Here is a 17,045-nt window from a genome sequence, read left to right as displayed (position 1 = left end):
AATGTTTTTACCCGAGAGGGCTGGGGTGAGGAACGTTTTCCCCTCACCCTAGCCCTCTCCCCAAAGGGGAGAGGGAAGAGGCGCTGCTATTTGTTGAGCAGGGCCAGAACTTCTTCCACGCTGGTGGTGTTGGCCAGGCGCTCGATGACGGACTCGTCGTCCAGCGCGTTGGTCAGGCTGGTAATCACCTGAATGTGCTCGTTATTACGAGCGGCGATACCAATTACCAGACGGGCGATGTCGTCCTCTTCTTCACCGAAGCGCACGCCATCAGGATACTGGCAGAACACTACGCCGGTTTTCAGCACGCGGTCTTTCGCTTCAACCGTACCGTGCGGAACCGCGATGGATTCGCCCAGGTAGGTTGGCGTCAGTTTTTCACGTTCCAGCATCGCGTCAACGTATTCTGGCTGAACGTAGCCGCCTTTCACCAGCTGCTCACCCGCGAAGCGAATCGCCTCTTCTTTGGTGCTCGCGGTACGGCCGAGGAAGATGTTCTCCGCGCCCAGCTTAAACAGGTGAGCATTGCTCTCGTCAAAGCTGTCCTGCAGGCTGGTACGCACTTTCACTTCGTTGTCTTCGTGACGCTGCGCGGCAACCAGACGTTCGGTCAGGCTGGTGTACAGGCCGCTGTCCAGGAAGTTGGTCAGCGAGATGTGCTGTGCCTGCGGTACCTGACGCATAGCGCGCTCGGTTAGATCGCGGTGCGTGATCACCAGGTCAACGTCCGGCGGCAGATTATTAATCGCGCTGTTGGTCACGGAGATATTGGTCAGACCCGCATCCTGCACTTTCTTACGCAGCACGCCTGCACCCATTGCGCTGGAGCCCATACCGGCGTCGCAGGCAACGATGATTTTACGCACGTGGCTCAGGTCGTTAGAGACATCGCCAGCCGCCAGCGGGGTCGCGCCTTTGGATTCGGCTTTCATGTCGTGCATACGACGGGTTGCCGCTTCGATATCGTCGTCTTCTTTCACCTTGCTGGTTTTCAGCAGGATAGAAGAGACCACGAAGGAGACCGCCATCGCCGCACAGATCGCCGCGATATTCGCGAAGTATGCGCCTTTCGGCGTCATCGCCAGCACCGCCAGGATAGAGCCCGGAGAAGCAGGAGAGACCAGACCACCGCCCAGCACGCTCAGGGTGAACACGCCGGTCATACCGCCGAGGATAACGGCCAGGATCAGACGTGGGTTCATCAGCACGTACGGGAAGTAAATTTCGTGGATACCGCCCAGGAAGTGGATGATAGCCGCGCCGCCAGCAGACTGCTTCGCGCTGCCGCGGCCAAAGAACATGTACGCCAGCAGAACGCCCATACCCGGACCCGGGTTCGCTTCAATCAGGAAGAAGATGGACTTGCCGAGATCGTGAGACTGCTGAATACCCAGCGGCGAGAAGATACCGTGGTTAATGGCGTTGTTCAGGAACAGGATTTTCGCCGGTTCAACGAAGATAGACGCTAGCGGCAGCATGTCGTGCGCTAGCATGAAGTTAACGCCCGCCGCCAGCAGTTTGGAGAGCACTTCAACAGCCGGGCCAATGCCGAGGAACGCCAGAATCGCGAGGATCATCCCGATGATGCCCGCAGAGAAGTTGTTCACCAGCATTTCGAAGCCGGATTTGATCTTGCCATCAACCCAGACGTCGAATTTCTTAATCGCCCAGCCGCCCAGGGGACCGGCAATCATCGCACCGAGGAACATCGGCATATCCGCACCGACGATAACACCCATGGTTGTGATGGCACCCACGACGCCACCACGGTCACCGCCCACCAGACGACCACCGGTATAACCGATGAGCAGCGGCAGGAGATAGGTAATCATTGGGCCAACAAGTTTCGCCAGCGTTTCGTTAGGCAACCACCCTGTCGGAATGAACAATGCGGTGATAATACCCCACGCGATAAACGCGCCGATATTTGGCATCACCATGTTGCTGAGGAAACGACCAAAGCTTTGAACTTTGATCTTGAAATCGGATGACATAAAACACCCCTTCTTATGTTTACGCTTAGGCTTGCGGCCCGAGGTTTATCGTTAATGTGCGGCGGCAGAGGTAGCCGGACCCTGTTCTGATGCTGTGAAATCTGGCACTGAATCGTTCAACTGTCCAGACAGCGGAATTTTGTGTGATACATGTCACGTAAATGTAGGGGGTGTGGCGCTGAATGAGGTGATCTGAATCACAAAATTGGTGGGTGAAAAAAATACGATGGCGAGAAAAAGAGCAAAAACCACCTCTTTATGTGATTGATGTCACATTTTATTTTTGCGAGTTTGTTTCTGGATTGTGACTGGTTTCACAAAATATTTTTATGCAGATTTCTCCGACTGCGATCGGCGTCCGGATGGCCTGGAGTGACACGGAAAGCTAAAAAAATACTCTTCATATGTTGTATGGCGAAAAGTTAAAACCTGAATTACGCTCATAATGTAAGGTTGAGTATATTATTATTCAGGATATATTTTGACACGCTTATAAACTTGCATGGAGATATTATAAAAACCGATACTCCCCGGCTCTGAAATAATCAGTGTGCCTTTTAAATTTAAAAATAAATTAATTAGGCTGCGTGCTGTTTTATTAATGTAATGAGTTGACGTTGTTTAAGTGAGGAGAATATGTTTCTCAACTATTTCGCGCTGGGCGTGTTGATTTTTGTATTTCTGGTTCTTTTTTACGGAATCATCGCCATCCATGACATCCCCTATAATATGGCCAAAAAGCGCAATCATCCCCATGCCGATGCTATTCATACGGCAGGCTGGATCAGCCTGTTTACGCTCCATGCCATCTGGCCGTTCCTGTGGATTTGGGCCACGCTGTACCGGGAAGATCGCGGCTGGGGAATGCAGAACCACATCACTAAGCCTGATGAGGTTCCGGGCATGGATGCGCTGGCCAAACGCGTGGCCGAGTTAGAACACAAGCTGGCAGCGGTTCAGCCCTCTGATGATAAAAACACGTTGGAGCGCTAATCATGGATCTGTTGATTATTCTGACCTATGTGGCATTTGCCTGGGCAATCTTTAAAATATTCCGTATTCCGGTAAACCAGTGGACGCTTGCTACCGCGACGTTAGGCGGGGTGTTTATTGTTGCCGGACTCATTCTGCTAATGAACTATAACCATCCGTATACCTTTACGGCGCAAAAAGCGGTAATTTCCATTCCGATTACGCCGCAGGTCACGGGAGTGGTTACGGAAGTGACCGATAAAAATAACCAGCTCATTAAAAAAGGCGAAGTGTTATTTAAGCTGGATCCGGGCCGCTATCAGGCGCGCGTCGACAGACTGAAGGCAGACCTGGTGACCGCGACGCACAATATCGACAATCTGAAAGCGCAGCTTTCGGAAGCGGTTGCCAATACGACACGCGTCTCCGCTGAACGCGATCGCCTGTATAAAGATTATCAGCGCTACCTGAAGGGCAGCCAGGCGAAGGTGAATCCGTTCTCTGAAAGCGATATTGATAACGCGCGGCAGAACTATCTGGCGCAGGATGCCATGGTGAAAGGCTCCGTTGCTGAACAGAAGCAGATTCAAAGCCAGCTGGACAGCATGGTAAACGGCGAGCAGTCGCAAATTGCCTCGTTACGCGCCCAGCTTGCTGAAGCGAAATACAATCTCGATCAGACCGTGGTGCGCGCGCCGAGCAATGGCTATATCACCCAGGTGCTGATCCGTCCGGGAACCTATGCCGCCGCGCTGCCGCTGCGCCCGGTGATGGTCTTCATTCCTGAACAGAAGCGTCAGATTGTGGCCCAGTTCCGTCAGAACTCGCTGCTGCGTCTGAAACCGGGCGATGAAGCGGAAGTAGTGTTTAACGCGCTGCCGGGCCAGGTGTTCACCGGTAAGCTCACCAGCGTTCTGCCGGTAGTGCCGGGCGGGTCGTATCAGGCGCAGGGCGCATTGCAGGCACTGACCGTTGCGCCGGGTACGGATGGCGTACAGGCGCTGATTGAGCTGGAGCCTAACGCCGACGTCGATGCTTTGCCGGACGGTATTTATGCCCAGGTGGCGGTCTATTCGGATCATTTCGCCCACGTCTCGGTGATGCGTAAAGTGCTGCTGCGTATGACCAGCTGGATGCACTACCTCTATCTCGATCACTAATCCTTCCGGGGCAGGAATGCGACACGCATACCTGCCCTTTTTTCATCGCTTGATCCATACTGACTTTTTCCCGGCATCAAGGATCAGGCAATGAAACTCATCGGTAGCTACACCAGTCCCTTCGTGCGAAAAATCTCGATTCTCCTGCTGGAGAAAGGGATTGAATTTGAATTCGTCAATGAACAGCCCTACAACGCCGAAAACGGCGTTGCGCAGTATAACCCGCTGGGGAAAGTTCCGGCGCTGGTAACGGACGAGGGCGAATACTGGTTCGATTCCCCCATTATTGCAGAGTATATCGAGCTGCTGGGCGTTGCCCCGGCAATGCTGCCGTCTGACCCTAAAGCGGCGCTGGCGGTGAAGCAAATTGAAGCCCTGGCCGACGGCATTATGGATGCGGCACTCACCTCCGTACGCGAGCAGGCGCGTCCCGCCGCCCAGCAGTCAGAAAACGAATTGCTGCGCCAGCGGGAAAAAATCAGCCGCAGTCTGGATATGTGCGAACAGCTTATCCGGGAGGGCAAGATCCACACCGACAGCCTGAACCTGGCAACCATCGCTATTGCCTGCGCCATCGGCTATCTCAACTTCCGCCGGGTGTCCCCTGGCTGGTGCGTTGACCGTCCGCTGCTGGTGAAACTCGCAGAAACGCTCTTTAGCCGCGAGAGCTTTGCCCGCACCGAACCGCCAAAGGCTTGACGCGGGTTATAACACTTCGGCGTCGGAGGCGGTACAATCCCTCCACATGTTAACTCCCTCTCCCGTCGGGAGGGGGGAAGATATTTACTCGCCAGGCGCTTTCATGACTACTCATCATTCGCTGTACAGCCAGATCCCCGCGACCGACCGACTTCTTCGCGATCCCCGCATTCATGCTGCCGTTGAGCGCTTCGGCCATACCGCGACGGTGGGGATGCTGCGTCTGCTTCAGGATGAAGCCCGCGGCCATATCCAGGCCGAAAATGCCTTGCCCGACTGGTGCGCGGCGTGGGAGCAGGAAGTGGAGCATCGGCTGGGCGAGAAGGCGCAAAGCGCGTTACGCCCGGTGATTAACCTGACGGGGACCGTGCTGCACACCAACCTGGGACGCGCCCGGCAGGCGGAAGAGGCTGTGGCTGCGGTCGTGCAGGCCATGCGCTCGCCGGTGACGCTGGAGTACGATCTGGACGGCGCCGGGCGCGGGCATCGCGATCGCGCGCTGGCGGATCTGCTCTGCCAGCTAACCGGCGCGGAGGATGCCTGCATTGTGAATAACAACGCGGCGGCGGTGCTGCTGATGCTGGCGGCGACCGCAAGCGGCAGAGAGGTGGTAGTGTCCCGCGGCGAGCTGGTGGAGATTGGCGGGGCGTTTCGCATCCCGGACGTGATGCGCCAGGCGGGCTGCACGCTGCATGAAGTGGGTACGACTAACCGTACCCATGTGAAAGATTATCGCGCGGCGGTGAATGAAAACACCGCCCTGCTGATGAAGGTCCACACCAGCAATTATCATATTGAAGGCTTCACCAAAACGGTTGAAGAGGCCGAGCTGGCGGCGATTGGGCGCGAGCTGAATATTCCGGTGATTGCCGATCTTGGCAGCGGTTCGCTGGTGGATCTCAGCCAGTACGGGCTGCCAAAAGAGCCGATGCCGCAAGAGATGATTGCCGCGGGCGTGAGCCTGGTCAGCTTTTCCGGCGACAAACTGCTGGGCGGGCCGCAGGCCGGGATTATCGTCGGCAAGCGCGAGCTGATTGCGCAGCTGCAGCAGCACCCGCTCAAGCGCGCCCTGCGGGCCGATAAAATGACCCTTGCCGCGCTGGACGCGACGCTGCGGCTCTATCTCCACCCGGAGAAACTGGCCGACCGCCTGCCCACGCTGCGCCTGTTAAGCCGGGATGCCGCCTCGATTCGCGCCCAGGCCGAACTGCTGCTGCCGCTCGTCGCCCCGCACTACCCCGATTTTGACGTTCGCATTGAACCCTGCCAGTCGCAGATTGGCAGCGGTTCGCTGCCGGTGGACAGGCTGCCGAGTGAAGCGCTCACCTTCACCCCGCGTGACGGGCGCGGTAGCCGCCTTGAGGCCCTGTCGTTGCGCTGGCGCGGCCTGCCGACGCCGGTCATCGGGCGGATTTACGACGGCCGCATGTGGCTGGATCTGCGCTGTCTTGAAGATGAAGAGCGATTTCTGGAGATGTTGTTGAAATGATTATTGCCACCGCCGGTCACGTCGACCATGGAAAAACCACGTTACTGCAGGCAATTACCGGCATAAACGCCGATCGCCTGCCGGAAGAGAAAAAGCGCGGCATGACCATCGATCTGGGCTATGCCTACTGGCCCCAGCCCGATGGCCGCGTGCTGGGCTTTATTGATGTTCCGGGGCATGAAAAGTTTCTGTCCAACATGCTGGCGGGCGTAGGGGGTATCGACCATGCCCTGCTGGTGGTGGCGTGCGACGACGGCGTGATGGCGCAAACCCGTGAGCATCTGGCGATCCTCCAACTGACCGGCAACCCGCAGCTGACCGTGGCGCTGACCAAAGCCGATCGCGTTGACGACGCGCGCGTCAGCGAGGTGCGCGAAGCGGTGCAGGCGACCCTACGGGAATATGGTTTTGCCGATGCGCCGCTTTTTGTCACCGTGGCGACTGAAGGGCGCGGTATCGACGATCTTCGCCACCATTTGCAGCAATTATCGTCGCGCGACCACGCCAGCCATCACCGCTTCCGTCTGGCAATTGACCGGGCGTTTACCGTCAAAGGCGCGGGTCTGGTGGTCACCGGTACGGCGCTGAGCGGTGAAGTGAAGTTGGGCGATAGCCTGTGGCTGACGGGCGTTAATAAGCCGATGCGCGTGCGCGGCTTGCATGCGCAAAACCAGCCTGCGGAGCACGCCCATGCAGGGCAGCGGATCGCGCTCAACATTGCCGGGGATGCGGAAAAAGAGCAGCTTAGCCGCGGCGACTGGCTGCTGGCCGACGCCCCGCCCGAGCCGTCTGAACGCGTCATTGTCTCCCTGCAGACAAACGTGCCGCTGACCCAATGGCAGCCGCTGCATATTCACCACGCGGCCAGCCATATCACCGGGCGGGTGTCGCTGCTGGAAAACGATCTTGCCGAACTGGTTTTTGATTCGCCGCTCTGGCTGGCGGACAACGACCGTCTGGTGCTGCGGGATATTTCCGCACGGGAAACGCTGGCCGGAGCGCGGGTGGTGACGCTGAACCCGCCGCGACGCGGCAAGCGTAAGCCTGAATACCTGCAATGGCTGGCTGCGCTGGCGCAGGCTCGGGATGATAACGCCGCGCTGCGGGTGCATCTTGAGCGCGGGGCGGTGAGCCTGAGTGATTTTGCATGGGCACGCCAGCTGAGCGGCGAAGGGTTGCTTCAGCTGACCCAACAGCCGGGCTTTATTCAGGCCGGCAACAGCCTGCTCGATGCGCCGGTGGCTGCACACTGGCAGCGTAAGATACTGAACACCCTCGCGACTTACCATGAACAGCATCAGGATGAACCCGGTCCTGGTCGTGAGCGCCTGCGGCGCATGGCGCTGCCGACGGAAGACGATGCGCTGGTGCTGCTGCTGATTGAAAACATGCGCGAAAGCGGGGTGATTAAAAGCCATCACGGCTGGCTGCATCTGCCGGATCACAAAGCCGGGTTCACCGCAGAGCAGGAGGCAATCTGGCAAAAAGCGGCCTCGCTGTTTGGCGATGAGCCGTGGTGGGTTCGCGACCTGGCGCGTGAAACGAACACCGACGAGCAGGTGATGCGCCAGGTATTGCGCCATGCGGCGCAGCAGGGGCTGATAGTCGCGATCGTGAAAGATCGTTATTACCGTAACGATCGCATTGTGGCGTTTGCTAACCTGATCCGCGAACTGGATCAGGCGCGCGGCTCCACCTGCGCAGCCGATTTCCGCGATCGGCTGAACGTAGGCCGCAAGCTGGCGATTCAGATCCTGGAATATTTCAACCGTATCGGGTTTACGCGTCGCCGGGGTAATGATCATCTGCTTCGCGACGCACAGCTGTTCCCTTAAGCGTTACGAGCGAGCTTCTGCTTCGCCAGCCATACCGCGCCCAGTCTTCCCGCCTGGTTACCCAGCTCGCAGGGCAGGATGGGCACCTTGAGCGCTTCCCATTCCTCGAATCGCTGCAGGTACTTATCGAGCAGGAGATAGATTTTCTCCTGCTCGCTTATCCCGCCGCCAATCAGCACGGCCTGGGGATCGAACATCGAGATCACGCTGTAAACGCCGCGCGAGAGAAAATGCGCCCAGGCTTCAATAGCTTCGCGCAGGTGCACGTCGCTCTCCATGCGTTTAAACAGCTCCTCGCCGTCAGGCATCTCTTCTTCTGATACGGCCAGCGCGCGGCGGCAGGCTTTCATCAGGCCGCTGGCAGACGCAACCTCGTGCATCGGTTCGCCCTTGTCCCCCACGGGTAGCACGCCAAATTCACCGGCGCGGTAATGCGACCCGCGATAGAGATCCCCTTCCATCACAATCCCGCCACCGATGCCCGTGCCGATGGTGATACAGACGAAATGCTCGTAATCCTTACCCGCGCCCTGCCAGCGCTCGCCCAGCGCCGCACAGTTGGCGTCGTTTTCTACGGTGACGGGAAGGTCGGTCAGACCGGCGAAGAGTTCGCACAGGTTTTCGCCGTCGAGATACTCGAGCGCGCCCGCTTTAGCCGCTTCGCCGCTGTGGTGGTTAATATGGCCGGGAAAGCTCACGCCGATACCGACGATGTCGTGTTCGTCCTGATACGCTTCAACCACCGCTTTCCACTTCTTTTTGAAGGTATTTTTATCCTCAGGGGTATCGTACTCGTCCGTCGTCAGCTCCTTGCCATTTTCATCAATCACGCCGTGCTTGATGTGGGTTCCGCCTACGTCAAAACCGATAAATAGCTGCATCGCATCGTTCCTTATGAGCTCTTGAACTGTTAAGTATGGTTCAGTGGCAGAAACGAAACGTAAAGTACGGTAATCCGTGATACGGCTCGTAAACCCGTCACCCACTGGCGAGAAAACCGCCAGCCGGGACTACCCTTGTTGTACAACAACAGCAAGGAGACGGTCATGACAAACAATCCTCCCTCTTCGCGTATCCAGCCCGGCGAGTATGGTTTTCCCCTCAAGCTGAAGCCTCGCTATGACAACTTTATCGGCGGCGACTGGGTGGCCCCCGTTGACGGCGAATACTATTCCAACCTGACGCCCGTTACCGGCCAGCCGCTGTGCGAGATTGCCAGCTCCGGCAAGCGTGATATCGATTTGGCGCTGGATGCGGCGCACAAAGCGAAAGACAAATGGGGCCACACCTCCGTTCAGGATCGCGCCGCCATTTTGTTCAAAATCGCCGACCGCATGGAGCAGAACCTGGAACTGCTGGCGACGGCGGAAACCTGGGATAACGGCAAGCCGATTCGGGAAACGATGGCGGCAGACGTGCCGCTGGCTATCGACCACTTCCGCTATTTTGCCTCCTGTATTCGCGCGCAGGAGGGTGGAATAAGCGAAGTTGACAGCGACACCGTGGCGTACCACTTCCACGAACCGCTGGGCGTCGTCGGACAAATTATTCCATGGAACTTCCCGCTGCTGATGGCGAGCTGGAAAATGGCGCCCGCGCTGGCCGCCGGGAACTGCATTGTGCTGAAACCGGCACGTTTAACTCCGCTCTCGGTCCTGCTGCTGATGGAAATTGTGGGCGATCTTCTGCCGCCGGGAGTTATTAACGTGGTGAACGGCGCGGGCGGTGAGATAGGGGAATATCTGGCCACCTCAAAACGGATCGCCAAAGTGGCGTTTACCGGGTCGACGGAAGTGGGCCAGCAGATTATGCAGTACGCCACGCAAAACATCATTCCGGTAACGCTGGAGCTGGGCGGGAAGTCTCCTAACATCTTCTTCGCGGACGTGATGGAGGAAGAGGACGCCTTCTTCGATAAGGCGCTGGAAGGGTTTGCGCTGTTTGCCTTTAATCAGGGCGAAGTCTGCACCTGCCCAAGCCGCGCGCTGGTGCAGGAGTCCATCTACGAGCGCTTTATGGAGCGGGCCATTCGCCGCGTGGAGTCTATCCGCAGCGGTAACCCGCTCGATAATGTCACCCAGATGGGCGCGCAGGTCTCGCACGGACAGCTGGAAACCATCCTCAACTACATTGATATCGGCAAGAAGGAAGGGGCGGATATCCTGACCGGCGGTCGCCGTAAGGTGCTCGGGGGGGATCTGCAGGAAGGGTATTACCTTGAGCCGACAATCCTGTTTGGGCAGAACAACATGCGTGTCTTCCAGGAGGAGATTTTCGGACCGGTGCTGGCCGTGACCACCTTCAAAACGATGGAAGAGGCGCTGGAGATTGCCAACGACACGCCGTATGGCCTGGGGGCGGGGGTCTGGAGCCGTAACGGTAATCTGGCCTATAAAATGGGCAGGGGAATACAGGCCGGGCGCGTCTGGACCAACTGCTACCACGCCTATCCGGCGCACGCGGCGTTTGGCGGGTATAAGCAGTCGGGCATCGGGCGTGAAACCCACAAGATGATGCTGGAGCATTACCAGCAGACGAAATGTCTGCTTGTCAGCTACTCCGATAAACCGCTGGGGCTGTTCTAATCGCCCAGCTCAGGCCGTCCGTGGGCGGCCTGAGCAATTTGCTGGCGCAGACGGTTCAGCACGCCATCCAGAACATACTGTACGCGCCAGGGCTGGTATTCGCGTTTGCGGAAGATAGCGGTTAGGTCGAGCCACCACTCTTCCTGGTGCGGGAAGCAGGGGACCAGCGTGCCCTGCGTTAATTCTTTTTTCAGGCTTTCTTTCGGCGCGAATACTATGCCAAGGTTATTTCTTGCCAGCTCCAGGGCCGTCTGCGTATTGTCGCAAATATAATTGCCGGTCACCCGATAATCATGCACATCATCACTGCCGTGTACGCGAAAACGCCAGATATTGGCATCATCGACGAGCATGGAGTCGATCAGGATACACGAGTGATTAATTAAATCTTCAGGTCCGGTTAAAGGGTGTTTATTTAAATATTCCTGGGTTGCGAATGCCGTGACGGAATATTTTGTTAACACGCTGGCGACCAGATTTTCATCTTTAGGTTGCGCATAGGTAATTAAAATATCGCAGTCGTCCGGGAAGGACACGCCTTCTGAATATTCGTTGCGGTCCAGGTTGTAGGTTTTCAGGGAAATGCGAATGTCCCCGATGTCCTTTATCTGGTGGATCACGTGGCGCGCGAGATAGGTCACGATACCTGTCGGGGCGTAAATCGTGACTTTTCCACGCTTTTCATGCTTGTAATCAGCAATGAAATTAATAAGTTGCGTGTTTTTGTCCAGCGTGGCGTCGACATAAGGGAGTAATGCTTCACCGAACTGCGTCAGAGCGAGCTGGCGGGTCGTGCGCTCAAAAACCTTAAGCCCAACCCGCGTTTCAAAATCCGAGAGATATTTACTGACGTTGGCCTGCGCCATGCCCAGCAGGGCGGCGGCATCACCAATGCTGTGGGTGGCTGCGATGACGGAGATTATTTTTAATTCGCGTGGCTTTAGCTGTAATTTATTCATCATGCGCACCCATCTATATGGTTTTATATATAATATTATATAAACCGCAGCGTTGCACAGGCAAATTTGTAACCATTATTATTCGCCCCGCTTATTTGGCGTATAAATGGATTACTTCACATGACTATTAAATACAATTTACTGATTGCTGCCACGTTATTTGCAACATCTTCTGCAATGGCCGGTGATTTTTCACTTGGCGCGGGGGCCGTATTTAATGAGTCTCCTTACAAAGGCTATAACGAAAATACCACTGCGGTGCCGTTAATTAGCTATGAGGGCGATCGCTTCTATGTTCGTCAGACCACGGGCGGATGGATCCTGTGGAAAGACGCAAAAAATGAACTCAGCCTGACCGCATCCTGGATGCCGCTGCACTTTGATCCGGACGATAACGACGACCATCAGATGAAGCAGATTGATGAGCGTAAAGCCTCTGCGTTCCTCGGCGGTGCGTACTACCGCCACGAAAGCTGGGGTTCTCTGAAAGTGGCGGTCTCTGGCGATGCCACGGATGAAAGCGGCGGCGTGGTGGGCGAGGTATCTTACTTCCGCCCAATCAGGATGGAACGCCTGACCCTGACGCCCTCTGTCGGTGTTTTCTACAGCGACGAAAGCTATAACGACTACTACTACGGCGTATCCGGCAGCGAGTCTCGCCGCTCAGGTCTGGATCAATACACCGCTGGCGACAGCTGGACGCCGTACGTTGGCCTGGCGGCTAAATATCAGCTAACCCAGAAGCTGTACCTCAACGCCAGCGCGGTCTACACCGTGTTGCCTGATGACGTGAAGAACAGCCCGATGATCGACCGCGACGACAGCTTCGCGCTGATGACCGGCCTGACCTGGCGTTTCTGATGCGGTAAAGCCGGTTTACGCCCTCTCCCATGGGAGAGGGCTGGGATGAGGGCAACAGATCGCCGCTATTCAGCCTTCATCCACCCATATCCGCATTTCCCCTTCTCCCCGGTTAGCCCAGCTAAACCACGGAATAAAGGTCAACGTCTGGGGCTGACGCTGTACCGGCGAGCGGTCGTACTTCCACAGCGCATTCGTGTCCTTTGCCTGGCACCCAATCCCCTCCGCCTGTATCAACATCTTGTGCGCGAAAATGCCTTTGCCTTCAAACACCCGGAACTCGCTCTCTCGGGGCAGGGAGAGGTTATGCAGGTTGGCGCCGTTATCCGCTTCTTCCAGGCAGTAAACCAGCGGTCCGCGCTGGAGCGCGACTTTACCCGCCTGCTGGCGCACCTGGGGGTTACCGTACACGCGGCGGACCGGCATCGGTAGCGTCAGGGTCAGGGTGTCGCCTTCCTGCCAGTGGCGGTTGAGGTAGAGGTATCCGCGTGACACTTCACCGGTAATGGCTTCGCCATTCAGCGAAACAGCAGGTTCCGCGCACCAGTCCGGCAGCCTGAGTGCCAGCGTGTGGGTGACCGGAACCGGCGAGGTGATTTCGATCTTCACCTGCTCCTGCCACGGATAGTTACCGCTAATGCGCAGCTGTAGGGTGCTATCCCCCACCGGAATGGCGACATCGTTCCCCACGTACAGGTTGATCAGCAGCGCATCCGGGCGAACGGTATAAATGTAGTGCCCCAGCGAGGTCAGCACGCGGGCGATATTCGGCGGGCAGCAGGCGCAGCCGAACCAGCGCTGGCGCACCGGCTTCACGTGGTCATAGATATGGTTAAAGGCCAGCGTTTTCGGATGCACTTCCAGCGGATTCACGTAAAAGAAATGCTTTCCGTCCAGCGCCATCCCGCCCAGCACCGTGTTGTACAGCGCGCGCTCCATCACGTCGGCGTAGTGGCCGTCTGCCTCCATCTCCAGCATCCGGCGGGCAAACATCATCAGGCCGATTGAGGCGCAGCTTTCGGCGTACACCGTATCGTTGGGCAGATCGTAATCGCTGCTGAACGCCTCCCCGCTGCTCTGCGAGCCAATCCCGCCGGTAATGTACAGCTGGCGCAGCGCCATGTTGTTCCACAGCCGCAGACAGTCCCGGCGTTTACCTTCGTCGTTGCTCAGGCGCGCCAGGTGCGCCATGCCCGCCATCAGATAGACGAAACGCACCGCGTGGCCGATGGCCGTTTGCTGCTCGGCAAGCGGCTGATGCGCCTGGCTGTAGGCTTTGTCCTTGACCATCCACGCCGGGCCATAGGTGTTCCAGTAAGACGTTTTGCCGCGCTTCTCGTATTCGGTATCGTAGAAGTGAGGCTGCACGCCGCGTTCTTCGATAAAGTATTTCACCAGATTGAGGTAACGCGGCTCCTGCGTGACGTCGTACAGCCGCATCAGCGCCAGCTCGATTTCCGGGTGGCCAGGGTAACCGTGTAGCTGCGTCTCGCCCGGTCCAAACACGCTGTCGATATGGTCCGCCAGCCGGCACACCACGTCGAGCAGGCGACGTTTTCCGGTTCCCTGGAAATACGCCACGCCCGCTTCAATCATATGCCCGGCGCAGTACAGCTCGTGGCATTCGGCCAGATTCGTCCAGCGTTCCTCGGGGGCTTTTACCGTAAAGTAGGTATTGAGGTAGCCATCTTCACACTGCGCCGTCGCGACCAGCTCAATCACCTCGTCGGCGGTTTTTTCCAGTTCTGCATCCGGCTTCTGGCACAGCGACCACGCCACGGCTTCGAGCCATTTCGCCACGTCGCTGTCCTGAAACACCATCCCGTAAAACTCCCCCTGTTCCAGCCCGGCCGCGATGCGGAAGTTGGCGATGGCGTGGCTGGGTTCGGCCTCCGCCACGCGGTCGTTAAGCGCATCCCACTGGTATGGGATCACCACGTCACGGACCAGCCGTTGATATTGCCCGAGAAACGGATCGTTGATTTTCAGCTGGTGCAGGTCGGGTTCCATTATGGACATAGCGTTCTCCTCAGGACGGTACGTGACGCTGGCGCAGGTCGGTGGCAATGCGCGACATCACAGGGTTATTAAGCCTGCACCAGCGGATAGCGACCGCCAGCAGCAGGTGGAAAAGGGCAGGCAGCAGCGTCTCCATGGCGGTGATGCCCTGCAGTGAGGCTGGCGTCTGGTTGCCCGCGCCTGGCTGATAGGCGACAGCAATAAACACCAGGCTGATGATCCCGGCGCTGGACGCCCACGCAAGCTTGATGAAAAACAGGTTGAAGGCGAAGTTCATTCCCGACGAACGCACGCCGGTTTTCCACTCGCCGTAGTCATCGGCAAAGGCCATAAGCGAGAAGTGCAGCGGCAGGGTGAAGCCCAGGATCACGCCGTTGCTCAAAATGACGATCAGCCACAGCGTCTGGTGCGCCGGGCCACCCGGCAGAAACCACATGCCGACCGCAAGCGCCGCGAGCACCAGGTTGGTGTAGTAGTAGAGTTTGACGGTATCAATTCGGCGCGACAGCGGGCTGACGATCACTGCGCCCAGAATGGCGGCAAAAGTCACCATGGTGAAAAACAGCGAGGTGTACGCCGTGCTGCCCTGAAGCACGTAGGTGATGAAGTACATGTATCCGCCGCCGCGAATGTTGAAGACGTTGATCAGCAGAAACGACATCAACAGCATCAGCAACAGCTGATCGTTTTTACGCAGGCCCGCCAGGTGCTCGCGCAGGGTGAATTTGCCCATCAGCGCCAGCGGGACGCGTTCGCGCACCCAGAAGAAGCAGCACAAGAACATCACCACGGCGATGGCGCACAGCACGCCAACGCCCAGCTGATAACCCTTTGCGGCATCGCCTTGGCCCAGCTCCGCCACCAGCCACGGCAGGCCAACGGAGACCAGAAAGCCCGCCACGCCGCACAGCACAAAGCGCCAGGACTGGCAGGCGATCACCTCGTTGTGGCGGGTGGTCATGGTGTTAATCAGCGCGCAGTAGGGCACGTTAATGGCGGTATAGCCCACGGATAACAGCAAATAGGTGCCGAACGCCCAGGCGATTTTCACGCCCATGCTGGCTTCCGGAACGGTGAAGGTCAGTACGCCGATAATTCCTATCGGGACCGCGACCCACAGCTGCCACGGACGAAATCGCCCCCAGCGGCTCTGCGTGCGGTCAGCAATGACGCCCATCACCGGATCGGAAATGGCGTCAAACACGCGAAGGGCAATAAACAGCGTGCCCACCAGCGCAGGGGTGAGGCCAAATACATCGGTATAGAAAAAGGTCAGAAAGTTCATGATCAGGCAGGTAATCACCGTGCCGCCCGCATCGCCCAGGCCGTAGCCAATTTTCTCGCGGACGGACAGCCGGTCATCGACTTTCTGTTTTGCAACGCCTGCGTCTGTAATCGGTGTGGAAGTCATGGGTAACTCCTCGATAAACGATTTTTTTATCGTATTTGTAGGTACCCCATTTATTCTGCATTCAACGGTCAGACCAACAAGGGAAGGGAAAAGTATAAAAAGGTGACGATTCCGACCTGATGATAAAAATGTGATTCCGATCGGACAGATATTCGAATATTAATTAATAATCAACGGGTAAGTTGAATATTAGCGGCAATAAAAGCGGAATGGTGAATATCCATGCTCGAATTATCCATAGCGCTTCCGGTTAAGGTCCAAAACGGCGGGCTATTTATCTCCCGCGGAGTGGGCCGCCATCCTGCGCGAAAATTAACATCGTGGGAGATTATTTTCGTCGAAAAAGGGACATTAACGATCCAGGAAGAAAATCATCTTTTTGACGTTAATGCGGGAGAGAGTTTGTTGCTCTGGCCGCAGCGTCGGCATGTGGGCGTGGAGGATTTTCCGGCGGACCTGCGCTTTTACTGGCTTCATTTTGAGGTGGAGCCGCAAGATTCAGCGTTACCCAACGCCGCTCCTCTGGCAATAGAACAACACTGCCGGGTAAGGGATGCGGAATATGTGATTGCGCTATTTCGGCAATTCCTCAGCGAGCAGGAGAAATTACAGCGCAGCCTGGCGCTGGAGATGATTTTATTATTGATTTTACAGCAGGTGTCGAACTCTTCAGGATATGAAGACAGCGCCGATCAGGCCGGCGCGGCGATGGCCTGGAAGGCAAAACAGCTTATTCGCACGCAGTTTCATTTACCGATATCCACCTCGCAGCTGGCAAAAGCGTTGCACTGTAATGCGGATTATCTCGGGCGCGTATTTCGCCGGACTTTCCATTTAACCCTGACGGAGGCGATACATCGCCAGCGCGTCAGGGCGGCGGAAAAACTGCTGCTTAACGATTCTGCATCGTTAACCGAGGTCGCAGCGCGCTGCGGCTTTAATGACGTGGGGTATTTCCGGCAGATATTTTCTAAGCATACCGGGTTAACCCCCGCCGTCTGGAAACGACGGTACTGTAAGGAGCATATTAACTCCGGTTGACCCGTGCCGGGGCCGCCAGA

At 57.0% G+C, this 17,045-nt stretch carries 13 protein-coding genes; 8 read left to right on the top strand and 5 right to left on the bottom strand.

The genetic code is table 11. The features are described from left to right. Positions 1 to 86: 86 nt before the first annotated feature. Complete coding sequence (locus UTO39_RS11545) at positions 87 to 1,994, bottom strand: PTS mannitol transporter subunit IICBA (protein ID WP_320727201.1); 1,908 nt, start codon at positions 1,992 to 1,994, stop codon at positions 87 to 89. Between the two features lie 636 nt (positions 1,995 to 2,630). Here UTO39_RS11545 and UTO39_RS11540 point away from each other — a divergent pair. The 5 genes from UTO39_RS11540 to selB all read left to right on the top strand — a co-directional run bounded on the left by UTO39_RS11540 (position 2,631) and on the right by selB (position 8,149). Beyond that, a complete protein-coding gene (locus UTO39_RS11540) occupies positions 2,631 to 2,987 on the top strand; it encodes a DUF3302 domain-containing protein (protein ID WP_028015048.1) in 357 nt (118 codons plus the stop codon). A gap of 2 nt (positions 2,988 to 2,989) precedes the next feature. Continuing rightward, entirely contained in the window at positions 2,990 to 4,126 is a 1,137-nt protein-coding gene (locus tag UTO39_RS11535) for an HlyD family secretion protein (RefSeq protein WP_061096611.1), read from the top strand. A 90-nt stretch (positions 4,127 to 4,216) separates the two neighbouring features. After that, positions 4,217 to 4,825 carry a glutathione S-transferase gene (locus tag UTO39_RS11530; protein ID WP_061096610.1) on the top strand — a complete coding sequence of 203 codons (609 nt, stop codon included), beginning with the start codon at positions 4,217 to 4,219 and terminating at the stop codon, positions 4,823 to 4,825. A 103-nt stretch (positions 4,826 to 4,928) separates the two neighbouring features. Beyond that, the gene (gene selA / locus UTO39_RS11525) at positions 4,929 to 6,314 is read left to right on the top strand and encodes an L-seryl-tRNA(Sec) selenium transferase (RefSeq protein WP_320727200.1); all 1,386 of its coding nucleotides are present in this window, start codon (positions 4,929 to 4,931) and stop codon (positions 6,312 to 6,314) included. Next, positions 6,311 to 8,149: a selenocysteine-specific translation elongation factor gene (selB, locus tag UTO39_RS11520; protein WP_320727199.1), complete on the top strand. Its 1,839-nt coding sequence runs from the start codon at positions 6,311 to 6,313 to the stop codon at positions 8,147 to 8,149. Before selA ends, selB begins: the two co-directional genes overlap by 4 nt. Here the strand turns inward: selB and UTO39_RS11515 are convergent. Then, positions 8,146 to 9,030 (bottom strand): ROK family protein, encoded by an 885-nt coding sequence (locus UTO39_RS11515; RefSeq protein ID WP_320727198.1) that lies wholly within the window; start codon positions 9,028 to 9,030, stop codon positions 8,146 to 8,148. The genes selB and UTO39_RS11515 overlap by 4 nt on opposite strands. 165 nt (positions 9,031 to 9,195) lie before the next feature. Between UTO39_RS11515 and aldB the strand changes: the two genes are divergently transcribed. Beyond that, complete coding sequence (gene aldB / locus UTO39_RS11510; RefSeq protein WP_023309928.1) at positions 9,196 to 10,734, top strand: aldehyde dehydrogenase AldB; 1,539 nt, start codon at positions 9,196 to 9,198, stop codon at positions 10,732 to 10,734. Here the strand turns inward: aldB and UTO39_RS11505 are convergent. After that, entirely contained in the window at positions 10,731 to 11,696 is a 966-nt protein-coding gene (locus UTO39_RS11505; RefSeq protein ID WP_320727287.1) for a LysR family transcriptional regulator, read from the bottom strand. The two genes, aldB and UTO39_RS11505, sit on opposite strands and share 4 nt — an antisense overlap. Before the next feature lie 117 nt (positions 11,697 to 11,813). Between UTO39_RS11505 and UTO39_RS11500 the strand changes: the two genes are divergently transcribed. Beyond that, entirely contained in the window at positions 11,814 to 12,554 is a 741-nt protein-coding gene (locus UTO39_RS11500) for a MipA/OmpV family protein (RefSeq protein WP_320727197.1), read from the top strand. A gap of 69 nt (positions 12,555 to 12,623) precedes the next feature. On the opposite strand, the gene UTO39_RS11495 is transcribed toward UTO39_RS11500, so the two are convergent. Together UTO39_RS11495 and UTO39_RS11490 are read right to left on the bottom strand one after the other, a co-directional pair. Then, complete coding sequence (locus UTO39_RS11495; protein WP_320727196.1) at positions 12,624 to 14,573, bottom strand: glycoside hydrolase family 127 protein; 1,950 nt, start codon at positions 14,571 to 14,573, stop codon at positions 12,624 to 12,626. Positions 14,574 to 14,583: 10 nt separating this feature from the next. After that, positions 14,584 to 15,984, bottom strand: a complete 1,401-nt coding sequence (locus tag UTO39_RS11490; RefSeq protein WP_320727195.1) for an MFS transporter — start codon at positions 15,982 to 15,984, stop codon at positions 14,584 to 14,586. 222 nt (positions 15,985 to 16,206) lie between these two features. Here UTO39_RS11490 and UTO39_RS11485 point away from each other — a divergent pair, with 222 nt between their 5' ends. Then, positions 16,207 to 17,025, top strand: coding sequence for an AraC family transcriptional regulator (locus UTO39_RS11485; protein ID WP_061096598.1), 819 nt, complete (start codon positions 16,207 to 16,209; stop codon positions 17,023 to 17,025). Positions 17,026 to 17,045 lie beyond the last annotated feature (20 nt).

It is taken from the genome of Enterobacter sp. 118C5, from assembly GCF_034107645.1.
GTDB lineage: Bacteria > Pseudomonadota > Gammaproteobacteria > Enterobacterales > Enterobacteriaceae > Enterobacter > Enterobacter nematophilus.
This window is presented reverse-complemented; position numbering and strand designations above follow the sequence as displayed.